This window comes from Aeromonas sobria (assembly GCF_006243315.1).
Classification (GTDB): domain Bacteria; phylum Pseudomonadota; class Gammaproteobacteria; order Enterobacterales; family Aeromonadaceae; genus Aeromonas; species Aeromonas sobria_A.
Genome location: NZ_NKWE01000005.1, coordinates 1 through 22,062, shown reverse-complemented (window position 1 = coordinate 22,062; position 22,062 = coordinate 1). Strand labels below are relative to the sequence as shown.

At 58.5% G+C, this 22,062-nt stretch carries 20 protein-coding genes, 6 tRNA genes and 1 pseudogene; 9 read left to right on the top strand and 18 right to left on the bottom strand.

Annotation, left to right across the window (positions count from 1 at the left end; genetic code table 11):
* Positions 1-11 precede the first annotated feature (11 nt).
* From CF137_RS01785 to pbpG, 6 genes are all read left to right on the top strand, one after another.
* Positions 12-962, top strand: coding sequence for an AEC family transporter (locus tag CF137_RS01785; RefSeq protein ID WP_139717505.1), 951 nt, complete (start codon positions 12-14; stop codon positions 960-962).
* Positions 963-1,149: 187 nt separating this feature from the next.
* A complete protein-coding gene (locus CF137_RS01780; protein WP_139717503.1) occupies positions 1,150-1,344 on the top strand; it encodes a heavy-metal-associated domain-containing protein in 195 nt (64 codons plus the stop codon).
* A gap of 130 nt (positions 1,345-1,474) precedes the next feature.
* Entirely contained in the window at positions 1,475-2,533 is a 1,059-nt protein-coding gene (gene ansB, locus CF137_RS01775; RefSeq protein ID WP_098970820.1) for an L-asparaginase 2, read from the top strand.
* Between the two features lie 202 nt (positions 2,534-2,735).
* Positions 2,736-4,028 (top strand): hemolysin family protein, encoded by a 1,293-nt coding sequence (locus CF137_RS01770; RefSeq protein ID WP_139717501.1) that lies wholly within the window; start codon positions 2,736-2,738, stop codon positions 4,026-4,028.
* 17 nt (positions 4,029-4,045) lie between these two features.
* Positions 4,046-4,711, top strand: coding sequence for a DedA family protein (locus CF137_RS01765; protein ID WP_101320463.1), 666 nt, complete (start codon positions 4,046-4,048; stop codon positions 4,709-4,711).
* Positions 4,712-4,862: 151 nt separating this feature from the next.
* Complete coding sequence (pbpG, locus tag CF137_RS01760) at positions 4,863-5,690, top strand: D-alanyl-D-alanine endopeptidase (RefSeq protein WP_101320461.1); 828 nt, start codon at positions 4,863-4,865, stop codon at positions 5,688-5,690.
* 347 nt (positions 5,691-6,037) lie between these two features.
* Here the strand turns inward: pbpG and CF137_RS01755 are convergent.
* The 12 genes from CF137_RS01755 to pncC all read right to left on the bottom strand — a co-directional run bounded on the left by CF137_RS01755 (position 6,038) and on the right by pncC (position 13,741).
* Positions 6,038-6,114: transfer RNA gene (locus tag CF137_RS01755), tRNA-Arg, on the bottom strand.
* A 29-nt stretch (positions 6,115-6,143) separates the two neighbouring features.
* Positions 6,144-6,220 (bottom strand) — tRNA-Arg (locus CF137_RS01750).
* Between the two features lie 30 nt (positions 6,221-6,250).
* Positions 6,251-6,327: transfer RNA gene (locus tag CF137_RS01745), tRNA-Arg, on the bottom strand.
* A gap of 30 nt (positions 6,328-6,357) precedes the next feature.
* A tRNA-Arg gene (locus tag CF137_RS01740) sits at positions 6,358-6,434 on the bottom strand.
* Positions 6,435-6,534: 100 nt separating this feature from the next.
* Positions 6,535-6,611 (bottom strand) — tRNA-Arg (locus tag CF137_RS01735).
* A 3-nt stretch (positions 6,612-6,614) separates the two neighbouring features.
* A tRNA-Ser gene (locus tag CF137_RS01730) sits at positions 6,615-6,707 on the bottom strand.
* Positions 6,708-6,920: 213 nt separating this feature from the next.
* Positions 6,921-7,109, bottom strand: a complete 189-nt coding sequence (gene csrA / locus CF137_RS01725; protein WP_042021513.1) for a carbon storage regulator CsrA — start codon at positions 7,107-7,109, stop codon at positions 6,921-6,923.
* A 103-nt stretch (positions 7,110-7,212) separates the two neighbouring features.
* Complete coding sequence (locus tag CF137_RS01720) at positions 7,213-8,451, bottom strand: aspartate kinase (RefSeq protein WP_042021511.1); 1,239 nt, start codon at positions 8,449-8,451, stop codon at positions 7,213-7,215.
* Positions 8,452-8,467: 16 nt separating this feature from the next.
* Positions 8,468-11,092 carry an alanine--tRNA ligase gene (gene alaS, locus CF137_RS01715; protein ID WP_139717499.1) on the bottom strand — a complete coding sequence of 875 codons (2,625 nt, stop codon included), beginning with the start codon at positions 11,090-11,092 and terminating at the stop codon, positions 8,468-8,470.
* A gap of 467 nt (positions 11,093-11,559) precedes the next feature.
* Positions 11,560-12,075, bottom strand: coding sequence for a regulatory protein RecX (locus CF137_RS01705; protein ID WP_139717494.1), 516 nt, complete (start codon positions 12,073-12,075; stop codon positions 11,560-11,562).
* A 35-nt stretch (positions 12,076-12,110) separates the two neighbouring features.
* On the bottom strand, positions 12,111-13,169 hold the full coding sequence (gene recA / locus CF137_RS01700) for a recombinase RecA (protein ID WP_101348139.1): 1,059 nt from the start codon (positions 13,167-13,169) through the stop codon (positions 12,111-12,113).
* Positions 13,170-13,249: 80 nt separating this feature from the next.
* Positions 13,250-13,741: a nicotinamide-nucleotide amidase gene (gene pncC / locus CF137_RS01695; protein WP_139717491.1), complete on the bottom strand. Its 492-nt coding sequence runs from the start codon at positions 13,739-13,741 to the stop codon at positions 13,250-13,252.
* Between the two features lie 247 nt (positions 13,742-13,988).
* Between pncC and mutS the strand changes: the two genes are divergently transcribed.
* Positions 13,989-16,580 (top strand): DNA mismatch repair protein MutS, encoded by a 2,592-nt coding sequence (gene mutS, locus CF137_RS01690; RefSeq protein WP_139717489.1) that lies wholly within the window; start codon positions 13,989-13,991, stop codon positions 16,578-16,580.
* Between the two features lie 62 nt (positions 16,581-16,642).
* Here the strand turns inward: mutS and CF137_RS01685 are convergent, their stop codons facing one another.
* The 3 genes from CF137_RS01685 to CF137_RS01675 form a co-directional block, all read right to left on the bottom strand.
* Positions 16,643-17,485, bottom strand: coding sequence for a transporter substrate-binding domain-containing protein (locus CF137_RS01685; RefSeq protein ID WP_240038496.1), 843 nt, complete (start codon positions 17,483-17,485; stop codon positions 16,643-16,645).
* A 111-nt stretch (positions 17,486-17,596) separates the two neighbouring features.
* Complete coding sequence (locus tag CF137_RS01680; protein ID WP_068978977.1) at positions 17,597-18,286, bottom strand: LrgB family protein; 690 nt, start codon at positions 18,284-18,286, stop codon at positions 17,597-17,599.
* Positions 18,279-18,680 (bottom strand): CidA/LrgA family protein, encoded by a 402-nt coding sequence (locus CF137_RS01675; protein ID WP_042021599.1) that lies wholly within the window; start codon positions 18,678-18,680, stop codon positions 18,279-18,281. The genes CF137_RS01680 and CF137_RS01675 overlap by 8 nt, the downstream gene beginning before the upstream one ends.
* Positions 18,681-18,804: 124 nt before the next feature.
* Here CF137_RS01675 and CF137_RS01670 point away from each other — a divergent pair, with 124 nt between their 5' ends.
* Entirely contained in the window at positions 18,805-19,689 is an 885-nt protein-coding gene (locus CF137_RS01670; RefSeq protein WP_139717487.1) for a LysR family transcriptional regulator, read from the top strand.
* Positions 19,690-19,730: 41 nt separating this feature from the next.
* On the opposite strand, the gene ybaK is transcribed toward CF137_RS01670, so the two are convergent.
* Positions 19,731-20,195 (bottom strand): Cys-tRNA(Pro) deacylase, encoded by a 465-nt coding sequence (gene ybaK / locus CF137_RS01665; RefSeq protein WP_139717484.1) that lies wholly within the window; start codon positions 20,193-20,195, stop codon positions 19,731-19,733.
* Positions 20,196-20,696: 501 nt separating this feature from the next.
* Between ybaK and CF137_RS01660 the strand changes: the two genes are divergently transcribed.
* Positions 20,697-21,272 carry a hypothetical protein gene (locus tag CF137_RS01660; RefSeq protein ID WP_139717482.1) on the top strand — a complete coding sequence of 192 codons (576 nt, stop codon included), beginning with the start codon at positions 20,697-20,699 and terminating at the stop codon, positions 21,270-21,272.
* 429 nt (positions 21,273-21,701) lie between these two features.
* Here the strand turns inward: CF137_RS01660 and CF137_RS01655 are convergent, their stop codons facing one another.
* Together CF137_RS01655 and CF137_RS21940 are read right to left on the bottom strand one after the other, a co-directional pair.
* The gene (locus CF137_RS01655) at positions 21,702-21,941 is read right to left on the bottom strand and encodes a LysE family translocator (RefSeq protein ID WP_240038497.1); all 240 of its coding nucleotides are present in this window, start codon (positions 21,939-21,941) and stop codon (positions 21,702-21,704) included.
* Positions 21,942-21,967: 26 nt separating this feature from the next.
* Positions 21,968-22,062, bottom strand: a pseudogene (locus CF137_RS21940) (IS5/IS1182 family transposase); the annotation flags it as partial.

Genomic DNA, 22,062 nt, shown 5'->3' with positions numbered 1-22,062 from the left:
AGGACGCTATCATGGATCTGCTGGCCAGTCTGCTCTTCTCCCTCTCCATCACAGGCCCCATCTGCGTGGTGCTGTTGCTCGGGATCTGGCTCAAGCGGCTGGGATTGCTGCCGGATCCTTTTATCGAGTCGGCCTCCCGGCTGGTGTTTCAGGTCACCCTGCCCGCCCTGCTCTTTCTCAGCATTCTCGGTACCAATTTCGCCACCATGCCGAGCCTCTGGTTTATCGGCTATGGCCTGCTCGCCACCGTTATCAGCTATCTACTGCTGGAGCTGCTGGCGGGGCGTTTTATCACGGCGCAGCGGCTGCGCGGCATCTTCGTGCAGGGCAGCTTTCGCGGCAACAGCGCCATCATAGGGCTCGCCTATGTGCAAAACGCCTACGGCCACGAGGGGCTGGGGGCGGCGGCCTTCTATGTTGGCGCGGTGACCGTGCTCTACAACATTCTCGCTGTCATTACCCTCACCCGCAGTCTGGGCGGCGCCACGGGGATTCGCCCCATCCTGCTCGGCATCATCAAGAATCCGCTGATCATCGCCATCGTGGCAGCGCTGCCATTCACCCTGCTCGGCATCAAGATGCCGCAACTGCTGCTCACCACCGGCAGCTACTTCGCCAACATGACGTTGCCGCTGGCGCTGCTCTGTACCGGTGCTTCCCTCAGTCTCGACGCCCTGCGCGGTGGGGCTGCGCTGGCTGGCTGGGCTGCGGTGATGCGCCTGTGCCTGATCCCGGCCGCCTTCACCATGGGGGCGGCCCTGCTCGGCTTTAGCCATCTGGAGCTCGGCATCCTGTTTCTGATCAGCGCCACCCCGACCGCCGCCGCCAGCTATGTGATGACCCGTGCCATGGGAGGCGACAGTGCATTGGCAGCCAATATCATTGCCGTCACGACTCTCGGCTCGCTGGTCACCACCAGCTTGGGGGCAACTCTGATGAACTATCTGGGGCTGATGTACTGACATCTTGACCTTGCCGGAAGCGACTGCGTGCAGGCACTCTCATCATCGCCACCACGACCCCGGACTCGCAGGTCACTGCAAGTCCGGGGGCGACCCTGATGCACTTCCCGGGGTTGATGTACTGACATCTTGACCTTGCCGGAGGCGGCAGCTTTAGGCTGGCGTTCATCAATAAAGGAGATACCCCATGACCATCGAACTCACCGTGTCCGGCATGTCCTGTGGTGGCTGCGCCGCCAGCCTGCAAAAAGCCCTGCTGGCCCAGAGCGCGGTCGCTGCGGCTACCGTCGATTTCGCCAGCAGCAAGGCCGTGATCGAAAGTGATCTGGGCAAAGCCGCGCTGATCGCCCTGATCGAAGCCCAGGGCTTTCAAGTAGGTTAATTTATCTCTATAGAGGTATAAAACAGGTTAAAAATCTGTACTCACCTGTCTTTTGGTGAGTTTTATCACAACAAACCGCTACAGAAAGCGCAAAATCGCTGCAATTTCCCCTATCAGAAGGATTTGCCGCATGACCTTACCGATCCGCAAGACCCTGCTCGCCGCCGTTGTTGGCCTGACCCTCTCCCCGATGGCGATGGCCCTGCCCAGCGTCCACATTCTGGCCACTGGCGGCACCATCGCCGGTGCGGGCCAGTCTGCTACCCAGTCCAACTACGAGGCGGGTAAGGTCGCCATCGAAACCCTGATTGCCGCCGTGCCCGAGATGAAAAACGTGGCCGATGTGCAGGGTGAGCAAGTGGTCAAGATCGGCTCCCAGGACATGAACGACGAGGTGTGGCTCAAGTTGGCCAAGCGGGTCAACGAGCTGCTGGCCAAGGATGACGTGGATGGCATCGTCATCACCCACGGCACCGACACCATGGAAGAGACCGCCTACTTCCTCAACCTGACCGTCAAGAGCGACAAGCCGGTGGTGCTGGTTGGTGCCATGCGCCCCTCTACTGCCATGAGTGCCGATGGCCCGCTGAATCTGTATAACGCCGTGGTCACCGCCTCCGACCCGAGCTCCAAGGGCCGTGGCGTGATGGTAGCGATGAACGACACAGTGCTGGATGCCCGGGACGTCACCAAAACCAATACCACCGGGGTGCAGACCTTCGCCTCCCCCAACTTTGGCCCGCTGGGTTACATCCACAACGGCAAGATCGACTATCAGCGCACCCCAGCCCGCCTGCACACCAGCAAGACCCCGTTCGACGTGAGCAAGCTCGACAAACTGCCGCAAGTGGGCATCGTCTACAACTATGCCAACGCCACCGATCTGCCGGCCAAGGCGATGGTCGATGCCAAGTTCGACGGCATCGTCAGTGCCGGCGTGGGTAACGGCAACCTCTACCACACCCTGTTCGATACCCTGACCCAAGCGAGCAAGGATGGTATCCGCGTGGTGCGCTCTGCCCGCGTACCGACCGGCGCCACCACTCTGGATGCCGAGATCGATGATGCCAAATACGGCTTTGTGGCCTCTGGCACCCTCAACCCGCAAAAATCCCGCATCTTGCTGATGCTCTCCCTGACCCAGAGCAAGGATCCTGCCCAGATCCAGCGCTGGTTCCAGCAGTTCTGATCAGCTCAGCCTGACAGGCCATACCAAGGGCGGGATTTCCCGCCCTTTTGCATCAGCCCACCCCATCCGGTTCATCTCTGCCAGCCATGCCAAGCCAACGTCATAAAATGAACGAACAGCAGCACCTGCTTTCACAAGCACATCTGCGCCAAATTCATTACACTGCCTGCGATCTTCTCTCTCTAAGAGGCACGACTGCAGTATGGAAATCTTGATCCTGTTGGGATTGATTTTGCTTAATGGCATTTTTGCCATGTCAGAAATCGCCATCGTCACCGCTCGCAAAGCGCGCCTTGGCAAGCTTGCCAGTGAAGGCAACCGTTCCGCCGCTATCGCCCTCAAGCTGGGCGAAGATCCAACCCATTTTCTCTCCGCTGTGCAGATCGGCATCACCAGTATCGGCCTGCTCAACGGTATCTATGGCGAGTCCCTGCTGGCCCAGCCCTTCTCTCTCTGGCTCCAGGAGTGGGGACTCCCGGCTAAAAGTAGCGGCCTGCTCGCTACCGTTATCGTCATTGTGGTTGTCACCTACCTCTCCATCGTGGTGGGTGAGTTGGTGCCCAAACGGCTGGGACAACTGAATGCCGAGCGCATCGCCTGTCTGGTGGCTCGCCCCATGCATTGGCTCGCCACCCTGACCCGCCCCTTTGTCTGGCTGCTGTCAGCTTCAACCAATGCCGGCCTGCGGCTGTTGCGGGTCAACCAGAATGGCAATAGCAACGTCACCGAGGAGGAGATCCACGCCATGCTGGTGGAAGGGTCGGAAGCCGGGGTGATCGAGGACCACGAGCACACCATGCTGCGCAACGTGTTTCGGCTTGACGAACGCAGCCTCTCCTCACTGATGGTGCCACGCAGCGATATCCACTATCTGGATCTGGCCCAGCCACTGGCGGTCAACCTGCAACGACTGGTGGAATACCGCCACAACTTCTTCCCGGTCTGCAATGGCAGCCTGTCGGAACTGGTGGGGATCATCAACGTGAACACCCTGCTGCTGGCCTATATCAAGGGGGAGCCTATCGATCTGGCAGCCCTGACCGAGGAGGGTAGCCTGCTGCCCGAGACTCTGGACGGCCTGGAGCTGCTCAACCATTTTCGTTCCCATGCCGAGCACATGGTGCTGGTGGTTGATGAATATGGCGAGCTGCAAGGTCTGGTCACTCAGCAGGATCTGCTGGAGGCACTGGCGGGGGATTTCCAGCAGGAGGATGGCTCTGATAACTGGGCATTCCAGCGTGCCGATGGCAGCTGGCTGCTCGACGGCCTGATCCCGCTGCCGGAATTGAAGGACTGTCTGGAGCTGGTTCGGCTGCCAGAAGAAGAAAAACATCACTATCACACCCTTGGAGGGCTTATCATGCTGCTCCTTGGTCGTGTTCCAAAAACCGGAGATCTGGTGACACTGGAACAGTGGCAACTGGAGATAGTTGACATGGATGGTCTGCGCATCGACAAGGTGCTCGCCATGCCCTTGACCGATCAACCCAGCTAACCTGCGGAGTTTGCAAGATGGAGCAGTTTTACCAACTGGCTCACGCCTTTATGAATCATGATCTGAACACCCTTTCCGATCCCAAGATGGCCTTCATGATCTGTGGTGTGATTTTGACGTTTCTGGTATTGGAAAACGGATTCATCCCTACCGCCTTTCTACCCGGTGACAGCCTGCTGATCCTCACCGGCGTGCTGATTTATCAAGACGTATTGCCCCTCGGGGTGATCCCGCTGTTGATCATTGCCACCTTTGTCGGCACCTGGCTTGGCTATATGCAAGGGCGCTTCCTCGGCCACACCCAGCTCTACCACCGGCTGATGTCCCATGTGGAAGAGCGACACCAGCAGAAGGTCTACCACCTGCTGGACAAATACGGGATCATCACCCTGATCACCGCTCGCTATATCGCCTTCGTGCGCACCGCCTACCCCTACATAGTCGGCGCCACCGAGCTGCCGCAGGGGCGCTTTCTCATCGTCAACCTGATCAGCTCCATCATGTGGATCTGCCCGCTGGTCGGTTTCGGTTATTACCTGAGCCATACCAAGCTGGCGGCGGAATACCAATCCCAGTTCCTCAACATCATCATCTATCTGCCGGTGGTGCTGCTGGTGGGTGGCATGGTGGCGCTGGTCTGGCGCTGGATCAGCAAACGCAGGGCGGTACAGCCACGAGATTGATCTGTTACCCAAACCTAAAAGCCCTCACTTGAGGGCTTTTTTGATCGCGCTTTTGCGCAAACAGCATAAATAGTCTCGAAAGGCCCTTGTAAAGCAGGGGCAAAAATGAGTGAATCTAGCGCCTTTTTTGGATGGGAATGGAGTCGGTTGTATGCGGTATCGGATTCGCGCAGTAGCGCTGGTTGTCGGCTTGATGGGAATGCTGGGATTGCCTGGGGTCAACGCCGCCCCCAACCCTGCCAAGCTGGACGTTCGCTCCAGCAGCGCGCTGGTTCTTGATGTCAACACAGGCAAGACCCTCTATCAAAAAAATGCCACCAAGGTGCGCCCCATTGCCTCCCTCACCAAGCTGATGACAGCATTGGTGGTGCTGGATGCCAAACAGAATCTCGGTCAAACCCTGACGGTTGACAAGAACGATCTGGATCGGGTCAAACACACCCATTCACGCGTCCGCATGGGCACCAAGGTAACCCGCCGCGATGCGCTGCATCTGGCGCTGATGTCCTCAGAGAACCGGATGGCCTCCGCTTTGGCGCGTCACTATCCGGGTGGCCGCAGTGCCTTTGTCCGGGCGATGAACAACAAGGCAAGAGCGCTCGGGATGCGCAATACCCACTTCTACGACTCCACCGGCCTCTCGACCCGTAACGTCTCTACCGCCCAGGATCTGGGCAAGCTGGCAGCAGCGGCCTATCGCCAACCGCTGATCCGCCAATTCACCCAGGATGAGAACCGGGAAATGCGGTTCAGCTCACCGGCCTATAGCCTGATGTTCAACAACACCAACCCGCTGGTGAAAAACCCGGATTGGGATGTGCGCCTCTCCAAAACCGGTTTTACCGATGAGGCGGGCCGCTGTCTGGTGATGCGCGCCAAGCCCGACCGCCAGGAGCTTGCCATCGTGCTGCTCAACTCGGTGGGCAAACGCACCCCGATCGGCGATGCCAATCGTATTCGCAAGTGGCTGAAAAGCTGAGTTGACCTTCTCACCTCAAAAGGATGCTGCGGCATCCTTTTTTATTACCCGTAAAACACCACAGCTGGCGATACAAGGGGTTGGCTGTTACGCCCTGAGCGATGGCATGGCACGCTATCCCCCGTTGCAGCAACAGACATACAGCGCGCAGGCAGAGGCGGTAATAGAGACAGGGTATAACCCCGATCAGAAGAGCGGCACCCAATAACGGGACGCGAAGCAGAGGAGATGGCAAGCGCAGATCGACAGGACGGTGAACGACCCGTCACCACGGAAGCAGATCCGCAGCGCAGAGGTGAATTTCGCCCATAAAAAAACAGCCACGACCTGAGTCGAGGCTGTCTATATGGTGCGCCCGGGAGGATTCGAACCTCCGACCACCTGGTTCGTAGCCAGGTACTCTATCCAGCTGAGCTACGGGCGCTCATAAACTTTTAGTACTGCTTTCAAATATGGTGCGCCCGGGAGGATTCGAACCTCCGACCACCTGGTTCGTAGCCAGGTACTCTATCCAGCTGAGCTACGGGCGCTCACAAACTTTTTAGTAGTGCTTTCAAAAATGGTGCGCCCGGGAGGATTCGAACCTCCGACCACCTGGTTCGTAGCCAGGTACTCTATCCAGCTGAGCTACGGGCGCTCACAAACTTTTTGATACTGCTTTCAAATATGGTGCGCCCGGGAGGATTCGAACCTCCGACCACCTGGTTCGTAGCCAGGTACTCTATCCAGCTGAGCTACGGGCGCTCTGTTTTAAAACGATAAAAAAAGCTTACTTATCAGTAAGCCTTTTTCAAAGTGCCGACTTGCTGATGGTCAACACATGACTCTTGCTTGAGTCTAAATATGGTGCGCCCGGGAGGATTCGAACCTCCGACCACCTGGTTCGTAGCCAGGTACTCTATCCAGCTGAGCTACGGGCGCAAATGGCGGAGAAGGGGGGATTCGAACCCCCGATGCGGGTATAAGCCGCATACTCCCTTAGCAGGGGAGCGCCTTCAGCCTCTCGGCCACCTCTCCGTTTGCGGGGCTGATAATACTTCACAGGGATTTTTAGTCAAACACTTTTTTGGAGAAAAAAGTGCGTTCGCTCAGCATTTGGCCAAAGCGTGGAATATTCAAGCAATATCACTACTTAGGGCGCCGTTTTGCCCGTTGCAGGGCAATGTCAGCTATCAGAAAAACAAAAGGCGACACATGAGGTGTCGCCTTGTCACAGTCATCAACCGCCACTTAGAAGTTGGGTTGTGCCGGCACTTTTTCAGCCTGGATACGCTGGTAGATCTCTTCACGGTGCACAGAGACCTCTTTCGGTGCGTTGACACCGATACGGACCTGGTTACCTTTAACGCCCAGTACGGTGACAGTCACTTCATCACCAATCATCAGGGTTTCCCCAACACGACGAGTCAAAATAAGCATTCGCTTGCTCCTGTATCTTGTTTTGTTTTTATATCGATATGCGACATTATCTTACAAAGATACCGATATGGTAAATGGTTGAAACTAAATCAATCAGAGATTGTTAGCCCAAGGGCTGCTCCTGGGGTGCCTGATCCAACCCGAAAGCCGCGTGCAGGGCCCGCACTGCCAGCTCCAGGTACTTCTCGTCAATTACCACAGAGATCTTGATTTCAGAGGTCGAGATCAACTGCATGTTGATCCCCTCCTCGCCCAATACCTTGAACATGGTGCGGGCAACCCCGGGGTGGTTCCACATGCCGACACCGACAATGGAGACTTTGGCTATCTCGCCATTCCCCTGCACACAGGAGGCGCCCAGCGCAGTGGCGGTCTCCTCCAGCAGTGCCCGGGCGCGGCGATAGTCATCACGATTCACCGTAAAGGTGAAGTCGGCAGTGCCATCTCCCAGGGTGTTCTGCACAATCATGTCGACATCAATGTTGGCGTCGCTGATCGGATTGAGGATCTGCGCGGCAACAGTGGGACGGTCAGGCACGCCCAGAATGGTCAGGCTGGCCTCGTTGCGGTTAAAAGCGATCCCGGATACCAGGGGAGCTTCCATCCTTTCACCTCCATATGTGATTAAGGTTCCCTCTCCAGCGATAAAGCTCGACAGCACCCGCAGCGGGACGCGGTACTTGCCCGCAAACTCCACCGAGCGGATCTGCAGCACCTTGGCCCCCAGGCTGGCCATCTCCAGCATCTCCTCGAAGGTGATGGTGTCGAGACGCCGGGCCTTGGGCTCAATGCGCGGATCCGTGGTGTACACCCCATCCACATCGGTAAATATCTGGCACTCATCGGCCTTGATGGCCGCCGCCACGGCAACCGCCGTGGTGTCGGAGCCACCGCGGCCCAAGGTGGTGATGGCGTTATGCTCGTCACGACCCTGGAAACCGGCGATCACCACCACCTTGCCCGCCCCCAGCTCAGTCTGAACCCGTTCGGTGTCAATGTGGGTGATACGCGCCTTGCCATAAGCAGAATCGGTATGAATACGCACCTGATCACCGGTCATTGAGACCGCCGGGCAACCGCGCTGATTCAAGGCGATCGCCAGCAGCGCTATGGTGACCTGCTCACCGGTGGAGACCAGCACATCCATCTCGCGCCGGTTGGCATCAGGGTCCAGCTGCTGGGCCATGCCCAGCAGCCGGTTGGTTTCGCCCGACATGGCGGAGACCACCACCACCACGTCGTGTCCTTGGGCGCGGGTCTGTTGAACCCGCTCCGCTACCGCCGCGATCCGCTCAAGAGTGCCGACCGACGTGCCGCCGTACTTCTGTACATAGAGTGCCACAGATCACCTCACCCGCTTACAGGCGCTCTTCCAGCCAGGAGTGAACAGATTGCAGCGCCGCAGGCACAGCTTCCGGCAGAGTACCACCCGCCTGAGCCATGTCCGGACGGCCACCGCCCTTGCCACCCACCTGCTGGGCAACCAGATTGACCAGCTCGCCAGCCTTGACCTTGCCGGTCAAATCGCTGGTGACACCGGCGATCAGGTTGACCTTGTCATCACCGCTGGTTGCCAGCAACACGACACCGGACTTCATGCGGTTTTTCAGCTCGTCCAGCATGCCACGCAGGGATTTGGGGTCAGCCCCTTCCAGCGCGGCAATCAGTACTTTCTGACCGTTGATCTCGATCACTTGGCTCAGCAGGTCACTACCGGCCTGAGCCGCCAGTTTGGCCTTGAGCTGCTCCAGCTCGCGCTCCATCATCTTGGATTTATCCAACATCTGGCGCACCTTGCTGCCGATGGAGAACTGATCGCCTTTGACCAGCGCGGCAGCCTCTTCAAACTGCTCGGCAAGCTGATGCATGAAGTCGATGGCGCCCTTACCAGTCACGGCTTCGATACGGCGGATGCCTGCGGCGATACCACTCTCGGCGATGATTTTGAAGAAGCCGATGTCACCAGTGCGCTTGGCGTGAGTACCACCACACAGCTCGGTGGAGTAGTCGCCCATGCGCACCACACGCACGTCATCTTCGTATTTCTCACCAAACAGCGCCATGGCACCGGCAGCTTTGGCCGCATCCAGATCCATCACCTGAGTGTCGATCTCATGGTTGGCACGGATCTGGGCGTTGACCAGCTCTTCGATACGACGAATGGTCGCCATGGTCAGCCCTTCGAAGTGAGAGAAGTCAAAGCGCATACGCTCGGCCCCCACCAGAGAACCTTTCTGGGTCACGTGATCCCCCAGCGACTGACGCAGGGCGGCGTGCAACAGGTGCGTCACCGAGTGGTTCAACGCCACGTCCTGACGACGAGCATCATCAACCACAGCTTCAACCTCGGCGCCCTTCTCCAGGGTGCCCAGCTCCATGTAACCCTTATGGATGATCGCCTTACCCGCCTTCAGGGTATCGGTCACGGCAAAGATGCCGTCGTCCACTTTCAGGGTACCGCTGTCACCTACCTGACCACCGGATTCGGCGTAGAAGGGGGTCTGCTCCAGCACGATGACGGCTTCGTCACCGGCAATCAGACCACTCACCTCTTCGGTGCCCTGGTAAATACCAAGCACACGAGTACGCTCGCTCAGGCTCTGGTAACCGGTAAACGGGGTTTCGAAGTCGAGCTTGAGCATCTCGTTGTAGTTCACGCCGAAGCTGGAGGCCTCTTTGGCACGAGCACGCTGCTTCTGCATCTCAACGGTGAAGCCCTCTTCGTCGATGCTGATGTCGCGCTCGCGCACCACGTCAGCAGTCAGGTCAGCCGGGAAGCCGTAGGTGTCATACAGCTTGAACACCACCTCGCCCGGCACAACTTTGGCATCGCCCAGGTTGGCCAGCACATCTTCCAGCAGCAGCAGACCGCGATCCAGCGTGCGGACAAACTGCTCTTCCTCGATACGCAGTACGCGCTCGACCAGCGGCAGCTGGGCGATCAACTCACCCGCCACATCCTTCATCTGCACCGCCAGTTCGGCAGCCAGTTTGAAGAAGAAGACCTCGGTAGCGCCCAGCTTGCGACCATGACGCACGGCGCGACGGATAATGCGACGCAACACATAGCCACGACCTTCGTTGGACGGCATCACGCCATCTGCGATCAGGAAGGCACAAGAACGAATGTGGTCGGCGATGACGCGCAGAGACTGGTTGCTGAGATCGGTGGTACCAACGATCTCGGCCGCTTTCTTGATCAGCGCCTGGAAGATGTCGATTTCGTAGTTGGAGTGCACCCCCTGCATGATGGCGGAGATACGCTCCAGACCCATGCCGGTATCCACGGACGGACGGGGCAGCGGCTCCATGGTGCCGTCAGCCTGACGGTTGAACTGCATGAACACCACGTTCCAGATCTCGATGAAACGGTCGCCATCCTCTTCCGGCGAGCCAGGACGGCCACCCCAGATGTGATCGCCGTGGTCATAGAAGATCTCGGTGCAAGGACCACACGGGCCGGTATCACCCATGGCCCAGAAGTTGTCGGAGGCGTAAGGGGCACCCTTGTTGTCACCGATGCGCACGATGCGATCGGCCGGCACGCCAACCTCTTTTTCCCAAATATCGAACGCTTCATCGTCAGTCGCGTAGACGGTCACCAGCAGGCGCTCTTTCGGCAGCTGCAGCACTTCGGTCAGGAAACCCCAAGCAAACTTGATGGCGTCATGCTTGAAGTAATCACCGAAGCTGAAGTTGCCCAGCATTTCGAAGAAGGTGTGGTGACGGGCGGTATAGCCGACGTTTTCCAGGTCATTGTGTTTACCACCGGCACGGACACAACGCTGGGACGTGGTGGCGCGGTTGTAGGCACGCTTCTCGGCGCCAAGGAACACATCCTTGAACTGGTTCATACCCGCGTTGGTAAACAACAGAGTCGGGTCGTTATGCGGTACCAGCGAGCTGGAGGAGACAACCTGGTGTTCCTGAGAACGGAAATACTCGAGAAACGCCGCGCGTATCTCTGACGTGGACATATACATGGAAAACCCTGCTTGATTCGAATACGGACTTTTAATCGCATTAATGTAAGTTTTCTGCGGGGCAAAGTAAAACGTACCAGCCTGTCACGGGCGAAAAAGCGCGCATAAATAGGTACAGAAAGAAAAGGGAGGCAAACAGCGGCTTTTTGAGCCAGAGATCAAGCCAAAAGCAGAGGAAAATAGGCGGGTGGCACGGCAGAACCGGCCTTTCGTCACACCCAGCACCCAAACCACTGAATGGGCAGGGAAAATCCTATAAAGGTGAAATAAGGGGTATCACCGAGGGGGGCCAGGAAGAGGAAAGATCGCTGCCGGCACGCAGGAATAACCACACGCGGCATGGACTGCGGATCTCCATCAGCACGAGCCGAAACAGCAACACCATCCCGTGCTCAATATGTCTAACAATAAGGCGGGCACAACATCGCCTCACGACCTTGCATCACGCGACAAGACACTAGCCCCGACTACTCTGCAGCCGCCTCTTGCAGGGCGGAGATCGCATAGCGCGCCTGGTCCTGATTAAAGCCGCGACCCAGCAGGTACTTGAGCCACTTCATCCGCAACTTGAAATCCCCCAGATCGGCGGCTCGTGCTCGCCGCTCGAGCAGGGCCAACGCCAGCTCGAACCAGTCCAGCTCCGGCTGATCGAATGCGGCATCGATCTGGGCATCATCCAGCCCCTTGCGCCGCAGATCGAAGCGGATCTTGATGGGGCCATGCCCCTTGGCCGCACCGGCCCGCACCGCCATGCCGCCGTAACGCTCGTCGTTGACCCAGTTGTAACCGCGGCAGTAGTCTACCACCGCCGCAATCACCTCTTCCTTGAAGCCCTGCTGGCGCAGCCGGTTAGCCAGCTCAGACTCGGCGCTCTCGCGGCGGGCCAGACTGCGCATGGCAAAAGCACGGGCGGCGGCAAACAGCTCTTCAAAGGAGAGTTCAACGGGTTCAGGGGAGTGAGCAGAGGAAGATTCATCGACCATAAATGACAAGGCCGGGGGTTAGCCCGGCCTTCCTGTTACTCGAACTCTTGTTCGCTTTCATCTTCAAGCTCTTCGTCAGCCACCACCGATTTTTCGGCGGGAACCGCACCGGATAGCAGCAGCTCACGCAAGCGCACCTCGATCTCGGCGGCCATCGTCTTGTTCTCGGCAAACAGCTTCATCACGTTGGCCTTGCCCTGACCAATCTTCTCACCGTTGTAGCTGTACCAGGCACCGGCTTTGTCGATCAGCTTGTGCTTGACCCCCAGATCCACCAGCTCGCCCTCTTTGGAGATACCGACACCGTAGAAAATCTGGAATTCAGCCTGCTTGAAGGGCGGGGCTACCTTGTTCTTGACCACTTTGACGCGGGTCTCGTTACCGACCACTTCGTCGCCTTCTTTAATGGCACCGATACGACGGATATCCAGACGCACAGAGGCGTAGAACTTGAGCGCGTTACCACCGGTAGTGGTCTCCGGGCTACCGAACATGACGCCGATCTTCATCCGGATCTGGTTGATGAAGATACACAGGCAGTTGGCGTTCTTGATGTTGGCGGTCAGCTTGCGCAGCGCCTGAGACATCAGACGGGCTTGCAGGCCGACGTGAGAGTCACCCATCTCCCCTTCGATTTCCGCTTTCGGGGTCAGGGCTGCCACGGAGTCGACGATGATGACGTCAACGGCGTTGGAGCGAACCAGCATGTCGCAGATCTCCAGCGCCTGTTCACCGGTATCCGGCTGGGAGATCAGCAGGTCGTCAACGTTGACGCCCAGCTTGGCAGCATAGATAGGGTCGAGGGCGTGTTCCGCATCAATAAAGGCACAGACCTTGCCTTTCTTCTGGGCTTCCGCAATCACCTGCAGGGTGAGGGTGGTTTTACCGGAAGATTCCGGGCCGTAGATCTCGACGATACGACCGCACGGCAGACCGCCGATGCCCAGCGCCACGTCCAGCGAGAGAGAACCGGTAGAGATGGCTTCGATATCCATGGTCTTGCTGTCGCCCAGACGCATGATGGAACCTTTGCCGAACTGCTTTTCAATCTGACCCAGCGCAGCCGCCAGTGCCTTCTGTTTGTTCTGATCCATGCCAATCTCCGCTGGAAATCGTGAGTAAGAAGTGAAGTTGGGCTAAGTATACTGTCTATTCATACAGTATCAAGCCCAATTTATCTGAGCAGGGCCAACAAACCCGACAAGGCCTGCCTCACCGCTTGCTGGCGCACCAGTCGGCGATCCCCGTCGAAACGGGCGAGCAGGGAGTGGTGACGGCCATTGCGGTCGGCCCAAGCGAACCAGACAGTGCCGACCGGTTTGTCCTCGGTGGCGCCACCGGGCCCAGCGATGCCGCTGATGGCCACACTGATGGCTGCCGACGAGTGGGCCAGCGCGCCGCGGGCCATCTCCAGCACCACGGCTTCGCTCACCGCGCCATGCTGTGCAAGACTCTCGCCACTCACCCCCAGCATCTGCTGCTTGGCTTCGTTGGTGTAGGTGACAAAACCGCGATCGAACCAGCCGGAGCTGCCCGCGATGTCGGTGATGGCGCTGGCCACCCCGCCGCCGGTACAGGATTCGGCGGTCGCCGCCAGCCAGCCACGCTGAGCGAGGTCACGTCCCAGCTCGATGGCAAGGTGCTCTATCTCTGCATCCAGTTTCATCACGACTCCTGCTGATCCGCTAAAGAGGCACATTATGCGATCCTGCCGCCGCAGCCCGCAACCGCCACAAGGCAGATGGCCGCCTCCTCGTCACGGAATCTGATGTGTCGCAGTGAGGCCAATTAGTGAAAACTGGCCGCCACACCCGACCTCCCCCGTCGCGGCGCTTATGTGTAGAATGGCGCCATCAAGCTCAAGGCTCATCACCGCAGACACTGGCCCGCAGAGGCCCCTTCTGGAACAGAACATGACCGCACAACACCAAGCCAGCGGCGCCACAGGCTCCGCTCCCGGCGCCAATCTGAGCGCCCACACGCCCATGATGCAGCAGTACCTTGGCCTCAAGGCCGAGAACCCGGAGATCCTGCTGTTCTACCGGATGGGCGACTTCTACGAGCTGTTCTATGACGATGCCCGCAAGGCCTCCCAGCTGCTCGATATCTCCCTGACCAAGCGCGGCCAGTCGGCGGGCAGTCCGATCCCGATGGCGGGGGTGCCCTATCACTCCATCGAGGGCTATCTGGCCAAGCTGGTGCAGCTCGGCGAATCCGCCGCCATCTGCGAGCAGGTGGGGGATCCCGCCACCAGCAAGGGGCCGGTGGAACGCAAGGTGATCCGCATCATCACCCCGGGCACCGTCTCCGATGAAGCGCTGCTCAGCGAGCGACAGGACAACCTGATCGCCGCCGTCTACCACGATGGCCGCCGCTTCGGCTATGGCACCATGGACATCGGCTCCGGCCGCTTCTTCATCAACCAGTTCGACAAGGAAGAGACGTTACTGGCGGAGCTGCAACGCACCAATCCGGCCGAGCTGCTCTATCCCGAATCGTTCGAGTTCCTGCACCACGTCGAGGGTCGCCGCGGCCTGCGTCGCCGCCCCGAGTGGGAGTTTGAGCTGGGCACCGCCCGCAAACTGCTCTGCCAGCAGTTCGGTACTCAGGATCTGGTGGGCTTTGGGGTCGACAAGAGCGAGACCGCCCTGTGCGCCGCCGGTTGCCTGATGCAATACGTCAAAGACACCCAGCGCACAGCCCTGCCCCACATCCGCAGCGTGCGCCTCGAGCAGCCGGATCACGCTGTCATCATGGACGCCGCCACCCGCCGCAATCTGGAGCTGACCCAGAATCTGGCGGGAGGCTACGAAAATACCCTGGCCGAGGTGCTGGACCGCACCGCCACCCCCATGGGCAGCCGCCTGCTCAAGCGCTGGATCCACCAGCCGATCCGCGATCGGGTGATCCTCAAAGGTCGCCAGAGCACCATCAAGGAGCTGATCGAGCAGAACCTCTACGACGAGCTGGGCGGTCTGCTGCGCCAAGTCGGCGATGTGGAACGGGTACTGGCTCGTCTGGCCCTGCGCTCGGCCCGTCCGCGCGACCTGACCCGGCTGCGTCAGGCGTTTGCCCAGTTGCCCGAGTTGCAGCGCCTGTTGGCGGACAACCAGCACGAAGCGGTGCAGCAACTGGCCGAGCGCGCCAGCACCTTCCCCGAGCTGCTCGACCTGCTGGAGCGCGCAGTGATGGAGGTACCGCCAGTGCTGATCCGCGATGGCGGCGTGATCCGTGACGGCTTCAATCAGGAGCTGGACGAGCTGCGGGATCTGGCCGACGGGGCCACCGCCAGCCTCGCCCGTATCGAGGAGCGGGAGAAGCTGCTGACTGGCATCAATACCCTCAAGGTGGGCTACAACCGGGTACACGGCTTCTACATCGAAGTGAGTCGCGCCAACAGCCATCTGGTGCCCGCCCACTACATCCGCCGCCAGACGCTTAAAAACAACGAACGCTACATCATCGACGAGCTGAAAAAGTACGAGGATAAGGTACTCACCGCCCAGTCCCAGGCGCTGGCGCTGGAGAAGCGGCTCTACGAAGAGCTGCTCGACGGTCTGTTGCCTCACCTCGGCGATCTGCAGGAGTCTGCCGCCGCACTGGCGGAGCTGGACGTGCTGGCCAACCTAGCGGAGCGGGCCGAGAGCCTCGACTACCGTTGCCCGACCCTGATCGATGAGGAGCAGATCCTGATCGAGGCGGGCCGCCATCCGGTCGTTGAACAGGTGATGAGCGATCCCTTTATCGCCAACCCGATCAACCTGCAGCGCAGCCGCCGGATGCTAATCATCACCGGCCCCAACATGGGGGGTAAATCCACCTACATGCGCCAGACCGCGCTGATCGTGCTGCTGGCTCATATCGGTGCCTTCGTGCCCGCCGACAGCGCCCGCATCGGCCCCATCGACCGCATCTTCACCCGCATCGGGGCGTCGGACGATCTCGCCTCCGGTCGCTCTACCTTTATGGTGGAGATGACCGAGACCGCCAACATCCTCAACAACGCCACCGCCCGCAGCCTGGTGTTGATGGACGAGATTGGCCGCGGCACCAGCACCTACGACGGCCTCTCGCTGGCGTGGGCCTGCGCCGAGCAGCTGGCGAGCAAGATTGGCGCCTACACCCTGTTCGCCACCCACTACTTCGAGCTGACCCGTCTGCCGGAGTTGATGGAGGGGCTGGCCAACGTCCATCTGGATGCGGTGGAGCACGGCGACACCATCGCCTTTATGCACGCGGTACAGGAGGGGGCGGCCAGCCGCTCCTACGGTCTGCAGGTCGCGGCGCTGGCGGGGGTACCGAAATCGGTGATCCAGCAGGCCCGCCACAAGCTGCACGAGCTGGAAAGCGCCACCCCGGCCGTTGCCGGTGAAAGCCGCCCGGCTCCGGTGAGCCTCGCCCCGCAGCCCCATCCGGTGGTGGAAGAGCTGGCAGCGGTGCACCCGGACGAGCTGACCCCCCGTCAGGCGCTCGATCTGCTCTATCGCCTCAAGCAGATGCTGTAAGCGCCTACCGCGCAAGCATGCAAAAGGGGAACCGCGAGGTTCCCCTTTCTTTGCCTACTCGCTCAGGGCGTCGCCTTGCCGAATTGCTGACGAATGGGGTCATACTGGTAGGGGGTAAGGTCAACGCCGAGGGGGGTTAATAGTGGATTTTCCAGCTCAAACAGCTGACGGGCTGGCAAGTTGGCCCGCTCAAGGCCGGATCTGAAATAACTCGCCCAGAGCTTTTGCAAAGATCCATCAAGCCAGGCTAATTGCAGCCCCTTGGTAATACGGATAACCCCCTGCTTGTTATCTTTGTTGGTGTAGAAAAAATGGGGAAAGGGGTAATGGATCAGCACCTGCTTGTCGACCTGCAGCCCCAGCTCCGGGCGCTGCTCCAGCTCGGTATACAGCTCGTTGGCACCACGACAAAACAGGTCTATCCGCCCGCGCGACACTAACTTGAACAACCGCTCATAACTGTCTACCTCCTGCACCTGCATACCCGCATGCCGCAAAATAAACACATCCTGCCAGCCACGTCCCTGTCCATGCTGCAATGCTTGTAACTGCTCCAATCGGGTGATATTGGCGACCTCACGCTCCCGCTGGGGGCTGACAAAACAGATACGATAACCCAGGATGCCAAGCTCGGCAGGGAAAGGCACATAATCAAGGAATAGCATTTCATCAGGGGTGCGCTGGCTATCGGCCGAGAAGAAGTTGGGATAAGTGCCCAGCCGGACCTCAAGACGAAGTCGAACCCGGTTCATCTGCGGGGCAGGCCGCAACTGGTAGTCACCATGGCTATCGAGGGTTTTCTCCAGCGCCAGCTGCAGCACATCACGGTAGTAGAGTGCCCGTGTATCCTGATCACTTTCAGGGCTGGGATGAGTAAAAATAGCGGCAGCCTGCAGGGCTGGCATTGGTAACAAAACGCCACCCAACAAGCAAAATAGCAAGCGCCAGCAAGGAGTCATAAACAGTATCCCTACAACCTGATGGTTTGAGTGTAGTGCGCCATCCGCTATCGGGGATTACCAGAACACCCGCCCCAGCAGGGGGGCAAGCAGCACGGTCACCATACCAGCGATCATCATCACCATGCTGGAAACCACCCCCTCCTCGTTACCCATCTGATAGGCCTTGGCGGTGCCAGCGCCGTGGGCCGAGGCACCAAAACCCGCCCCTTTGCCAAGACGACTGCGAATGGCCAGCACGGTGAGCACGCTCTCCCCCACTGCCATGCCGATCACCCCGGTCAGCACCACAAACAGCGCAGTGAGATCGCTCTGACCGCCGATGGCGCGGGTCGCCTCCACCGCAAAGGGGGTAGTGATGGATCGCATCGCCAGACTGCGTTGCAGCATGTCGGAGAGATCCAGCCAGCGCGCCAGCAGCACTGTGCTACCCACCGCCATGATGACCGAGGCGACCACCCCCACCGACAGCGACAGCCAGTGACGACGTACCAGCTGGCGGTTCTCGTAGACCGGCACCGCAAAGGCCACGGTGGCCGGGCCCAACAGCCAGAGCAACCAGTGAGACTCGGCCATGTAATCCTGATAAGGGATGTGGAACAGCAGCACCACGGCTACCAGCAGGGTCGGCGCCAGCAGCAGGGGCATCAGCGGCAGGATGCGCTTCTTGCCATAGAGCCACTTGCTGGCGTAGTAGAAGATCAGGGTCAGGGCGAAACAGAGCAGCCCGAGCAAGGTATCAGACATGACGGCGACTCCGGCGGGCCAGTTTCAGTTCAAGGCGATAGACCCTGTCCACCACCAGCGCCGTGGTGCCCAGCACCAGCGTGGTACTCACCAGCAGCACCACCATGATGCGCCACCCCTCCTGCAACAGCAGATCCTGATAGTTGACCACCGCCACCACGGCAGGGACGAAGAACAGCAGCATCTCCGCCAGCAGCCAGCGGGCCCCGGCACGGAACCACTCGACCTTGACCACCCCGAGCAGGATGCAGGCCAGCAGTAACAGCATGCCGGTGAGGTTGGCCGGGAGTGGCAGATGAAGGGTGCGCACCGCGGTATCGGCCAGCAGCCAGATGGCTGCCAGCAACACAATCTGGAAGGGAGTCTGTAACCAGCGCAAACAGAGGGTTTTCATGATCATCGTCTTTCTGTGAACCGGTTCACAGTATAGAGATGCGCTAAACCTTCAAATAATGAATTAAAATTATCAAATTCATGCCAAAAATGCATGCATCTATCAACCAGAGCAGAGAGAGTCCATGGATATTCGCGCCCTGCGCTATTTTGTCGAACTGGTGCGAGAGCAGAGCTTCACCCGAGCCTCTGAAAAACTGTTTGTCACCCAGCCCACCATCAGCAAGATGATCCGCAATATCGAGGAGGAGCTGGGCCTGCCCCTGCTCAACCGGGAGGGGCGCCGCTTCACCCTGACCGACAGCGGCCAGGTACTGTTCAACCGCGCCCAGACCATTCTGGCGGAGATGCAGCAGCTGGAGGCCGAACTGGCGGATCTGCAGAGCCTGCAACACGGTCGCCTCACCCTCGGCATTCCCCCCATGGTGGGCCACGTCTATGCGGATCTGATCCGCGCCTACCGCACCCTCTATCCCAAGGTAGAGCTGACCCTGGTGGAGTACGGCGGTCGCCGCATCGAGCAGGCGGTGCTGGAGGGAGAGCTGGATCTGGCCATCACCATGCTGCCGACCAAAGAGGGGGGCGCCCTCAGCGCGCTGGAGCTGGATCAATACCCGATCCGGGTAGTACTGCCGGATCAGCCCCGCTGGCGCGGCGATACGCCGCTGCGGCTGGAATCCCTGCAGGAGGAGCCCTTCTTGCTCTATACCCAGGCCTTCACCCTGAGCGAGCGACTGGAGCAGGCATGTCAGAACGCGGGCTTTGTGCCGCAAGTGGCGGCGCGTAGCAGCCAGTGGGATTTTCTCACCGCCATGGTGCGCAGCGGCATGGGGATCGCCTTTTTACCAGAGCCGGTCTGCAATCGGCTGACCCCGGACGGGCTGGTGGTGCGGCCGCTGGAGCCTGAACTGAGCTGGCAACTCGGGGTGATCTGGCCGAGCGAGCGCTATCTGTCACGCACCGCCGAAGCCTGGCTGGCTCTCTGCCGCCAGCGGCAGCAGCCGCACTGACCGCCTAATGATGAACCTTGTGGCGGCCCCAAAAACAGTGGCTACTCTTCGCCGATAGGGGCGGCGATCCACTTCATCAGGGTCAACATATCTTGCGGCGCCACCCCGACCGAGAGGCCACGCTTGCCACCGCTCACCAAAATCTCGTCAAACTGCAGGGCCGACTCGTCCAGCACGGTGGGCAACAGCTTCTTCTGGGCCAGCGGGCTGATGCCCCCCACCTTGTAGCAGGTCAGCTTTTCCGCTTCCGCCGGTTTCATCATCTCCACCTTCTTGAGGCCGGTCGCCTTGGCCAGTTGCTTCAGGCTGCACATGCCGGATGAGGGAACGATGGCCACCACCGCCTGCTTGTCGTGATGGGCGACCAGGGTCTTGAACACCTGCGCCTCCGGCAACCCGAGCTGGGTCGCGGCATGCTTGCCGAAATCGTCGTGGGCTTCGCACTCGTAGGGATAGAGCTTGTGGGGGATCTTGAGCTTCTTCAGCAGGTTGATAGCTGGAGTCATGATGGATGCCTTGAATCGAATCGCATAAAAACAAGGCCAAACAGTCTGCGCTTCAAGAGTGAGGGATGCAAGCCGGAGGGTCACGCAGCGCTCGTCATCCGTAGGGTGCAATGAACGAAGTGAATTGCACCGCTTGCCATATCAACCCCAAGAGGACTCCATGCAAAACACATTTTCGAGTGGTGCAATGCGCTGCGCTTATTGCACCCTACGTCACTGAGCCTTGGAGTGCGGTATAACGGAGTCCAATATCGGGGGTAACGATACTTATCAGGATGACCCAGAGGTATTGGCCGGCGTTGAGCGAAACGCCCTCCACCACCGCCCCCTTCATCAACGACAAGCTCATCATTGGCAAGTGCTGCACCCACAATCCGCAAGGCAAACGGTGCGACCAGTAAATTTGACAATAAAATCAATGACATGCCACAAAAAACCAATTGACAATCATTCTTATTTAACCAATTATTAATATCCAAACGAACCACTGCGGGGAATGATATGAAACTCAGCTTTGTCACAGCGCTGTTGCTGTGCAGTATTTCAAGTGCTAATGCTAATACCTGCTCTTTCACCAACTGCAACACAGTAAAACTGAGCGAAAATTACTATCTTGATGCGAATGGAAAGTATTGTATAAGCAATGAAAACAGGGAATTTACGATTGTAAATCTTGCCACCACCTACATAGAGCTGGAAGATTCCGCTCACAATTTAAATATTGTCTACCCCGGTGAGTATCTCTCTACCACCACGAGATTAATGATCACCAACTCAAAGGAAGCCGTGGCAAGTGTCGAGCACGATAATCTTGTTGTCATAAGAGATGTCAGCCCCAATAAACGTTCAAAGAGAGCGGCACCAGCATTGGTATGGGCAGGCGGCGGGGCCGTTATGGGGGTGATGGGCGTCATTGCCAACAATCCTGATGCAAGCATGAGAGAGATTGCTGCAGGTGCATTTGGTGGTGCCGTTACCGGCAGGTTGAGCCCCATCATGGGAAGTGGTGTCGCAGGCATGATGGCTTCTGGCAGTATTGGCATGTCAGCAAGCGGTGCCTGCGCCTCATGTCACTAGTGATCGAAATGCTCACGTTGATGGCTGCGGTTGCAGCACCCTTTATATTAATTAATAGAATTCTTTATCGAATAGTACTGCTGCTAATCTCGCTCAGTGCAATATCAATTAATTATTTCCCTAATAACCCCTCAGTCTGGATACACCTTGCCTTTATTCTGTTTACTATTGTTCTCAAGGCTAAATATCGTTCTACTATATTACCTTGTGATGATGTAATAGTGAGCTGTTATATAATTTTCTATTTGCATCCATTAGTCTGGAAGCTAATCTAAGACTCTCTATTGAAATGTAATATACAAGATGAACTTACCATAAAAAAGAGCGCATATTATGCGTTCTTCCCTTTTAGGTCTGTTGGCAAGGATTCATCAACCGGTGTTGCGCATGCCTGCCGCAATACCGGCGATGGTGACCATCAGCGCAGATTTACCAAGAACCAAACATCCAGCCCACAGCAAAGCCCAGAAACAGCACACCGCTGGCACCATTGTAAAAACGGCGAATGCGCGTATCCAGCAAGTAACGGCTCGCCTTATGTCCCGCTACCGCGTATCCCCAGTAAACACAAAAGTGGACTATGACGGTGGTCATCGCCATCAAACCCCACTGGGGCAAAACTGCATGATCCGGATCGACAAACTGGGGCAGCAGCGCCACCACGAACATCAGCGCCTTGGGATTAGGGACTGTCGTCATAAGATCGAGGCCCACAAGTATGTGCAGCGGATCTGCACCGCTGCCACAAACGAGCCAGTGTTTTTGGCGTATCTTGTCGCAATTCCTCGCC

What these genes read in the sequence shown, in the direction of transcription:
- CF137_RS01785 (WP_139717505.1), top strand. Translation starts at nt 12, where the DNA reads ATGGATCTGCTGGCCAGTCTGCTCTTCTCCCTCTCCATCACAGGCCCC.
- CF137_RS01780 (WP_139717503.1), top strand. Translation starts at nt 1,150, where the DNA reads ATGACCATCGAACTCACCGTGTCCGGCATGTCCTGTGGTGGCTGCGCC.
- ansB (WP_098970820.1), top strand. Translation starts at nt 1,475, where the DNA reads ATGACCTTACCGATCCGCAAGACCCTGCTCGCCGCCGTTGTTGGCCTG.
- CF137_RS01770 (WP_139717501.1), top strand. Translation starts at nt 2,736, where the DNA reads ATGGAAATCTTGATCCTGTTGGGATTGATTTTGCTTAATGGCATTTTT.
- CF137_RS01765 (WP_101320463.1), top strand. Translation starts at nt 4,046, where the DNA reads ATGGAGCAGTTTTACCAACTGGCTCACGCCTTTATGAATCATGATCTG.
- pbpG (WP_101320461.1), top strand. Translation starts at nt 4,863, where the DNA reads ATGCGGTATCGGATTCGCGCAGTAGCGCTGGTTGTCGGCTTGATGGGA.
- csrA (WP_042021513.1), bottom strand. Translation starts at nt 7,109, where the DNA reads ATGCTTATTTTGACTCGTCGTGTTGGGGAAACCCTGATGATTGGTGAT.
- alaS (WP_139717499.1), bottom strand. Translation starts at nt 11,092, where the DNA reads ATGTATATGTCCACGTCAGAGATACGCGCGGCGTTTCTCGAGTATTTC.
- CF137_RS01705 (WP_139717494.1), bottom strand. Translation starts at nt 12,075, where the DNA reads ATGGTCGATGAATCTTCCTCTGCTCACTCCCCTGAACCCGTTGAACTC.
- recA (WP_101348139.1), bottom strand. Translation starts at nt 13,169, where the DNA reads ATGGATCAGAACAAACAGAAGGCACTGGCGGCTGCGCTGGGTCAGATT.
- pncC (WP_139717491.1), bottom strand. Translation starts at nt 13,741, where the DNA reads ATGAAACTGGATGCAGAGATAGAGCACCTTGCCATCGAGCTGGGACGT.
- mutS (WP_139717489.1), top strand. Translation starts at nt 13,989, where the DNA reads ATGACCGCACAACACCAAGCCAGCGGCGCCACAGGCTCCGCTCCCGGC.
- CF137_RS01685 (WP_240038496.1), bottom strand. Translation starts at nt 17,485, where the DNA reads ATGCCAGCCCTGCAGGCTGCCGCTATTTTTACTCATCCCAGCCCTGAA.
- CF137_RS01680 (WP_068978977.1), bottom strand. Translation starts at nt 18,286, where the DNA reads ATGTCTGATACCTTGCTCGGGCTGCTCTGTTTCGCCCTGACCCTGATC.
- CF137_RS01675 (WP_042021599.1), bottom strand. Translation starts at nt 18,680, where the DNA reads ATGAAAACCCTCTGTTTGCGCTGGTTACAGACTCCCTTCCAGATTGTG.
- CF137_RS01670 (WP_139717487.1), top strand. Translation starts at nt 18,805, where the DNA reads ATGGATATTCGCGCCCTGCGCTATTTTGTCGAACTGGTGCGAGAGCAG.
- ybaK (WP_139717484.1), bottom strand. Translation starts at nt 20,195, where the DNA reads ATGACTCCAGCTATCAACCTGCTGAAGAAGCTCAAGATCCCCCACAAG.
- CF137_RS01660 (WP_139717482.1), top strand. Translation starts at nt 20,697, where the DNA reads ATGAAACTCAGCTTTGTCACAGCGCTGTTGCTGTGCAGTATTTCAAGT.
- CF137_RS01655 (WP_240038497.1), bottom strand. Translation starts at nt 21,941, where the DNA reads ATGTTCGTGGTGGCGCTGCTGCCCCAGTTTGTCGATCCGGATCATGCA.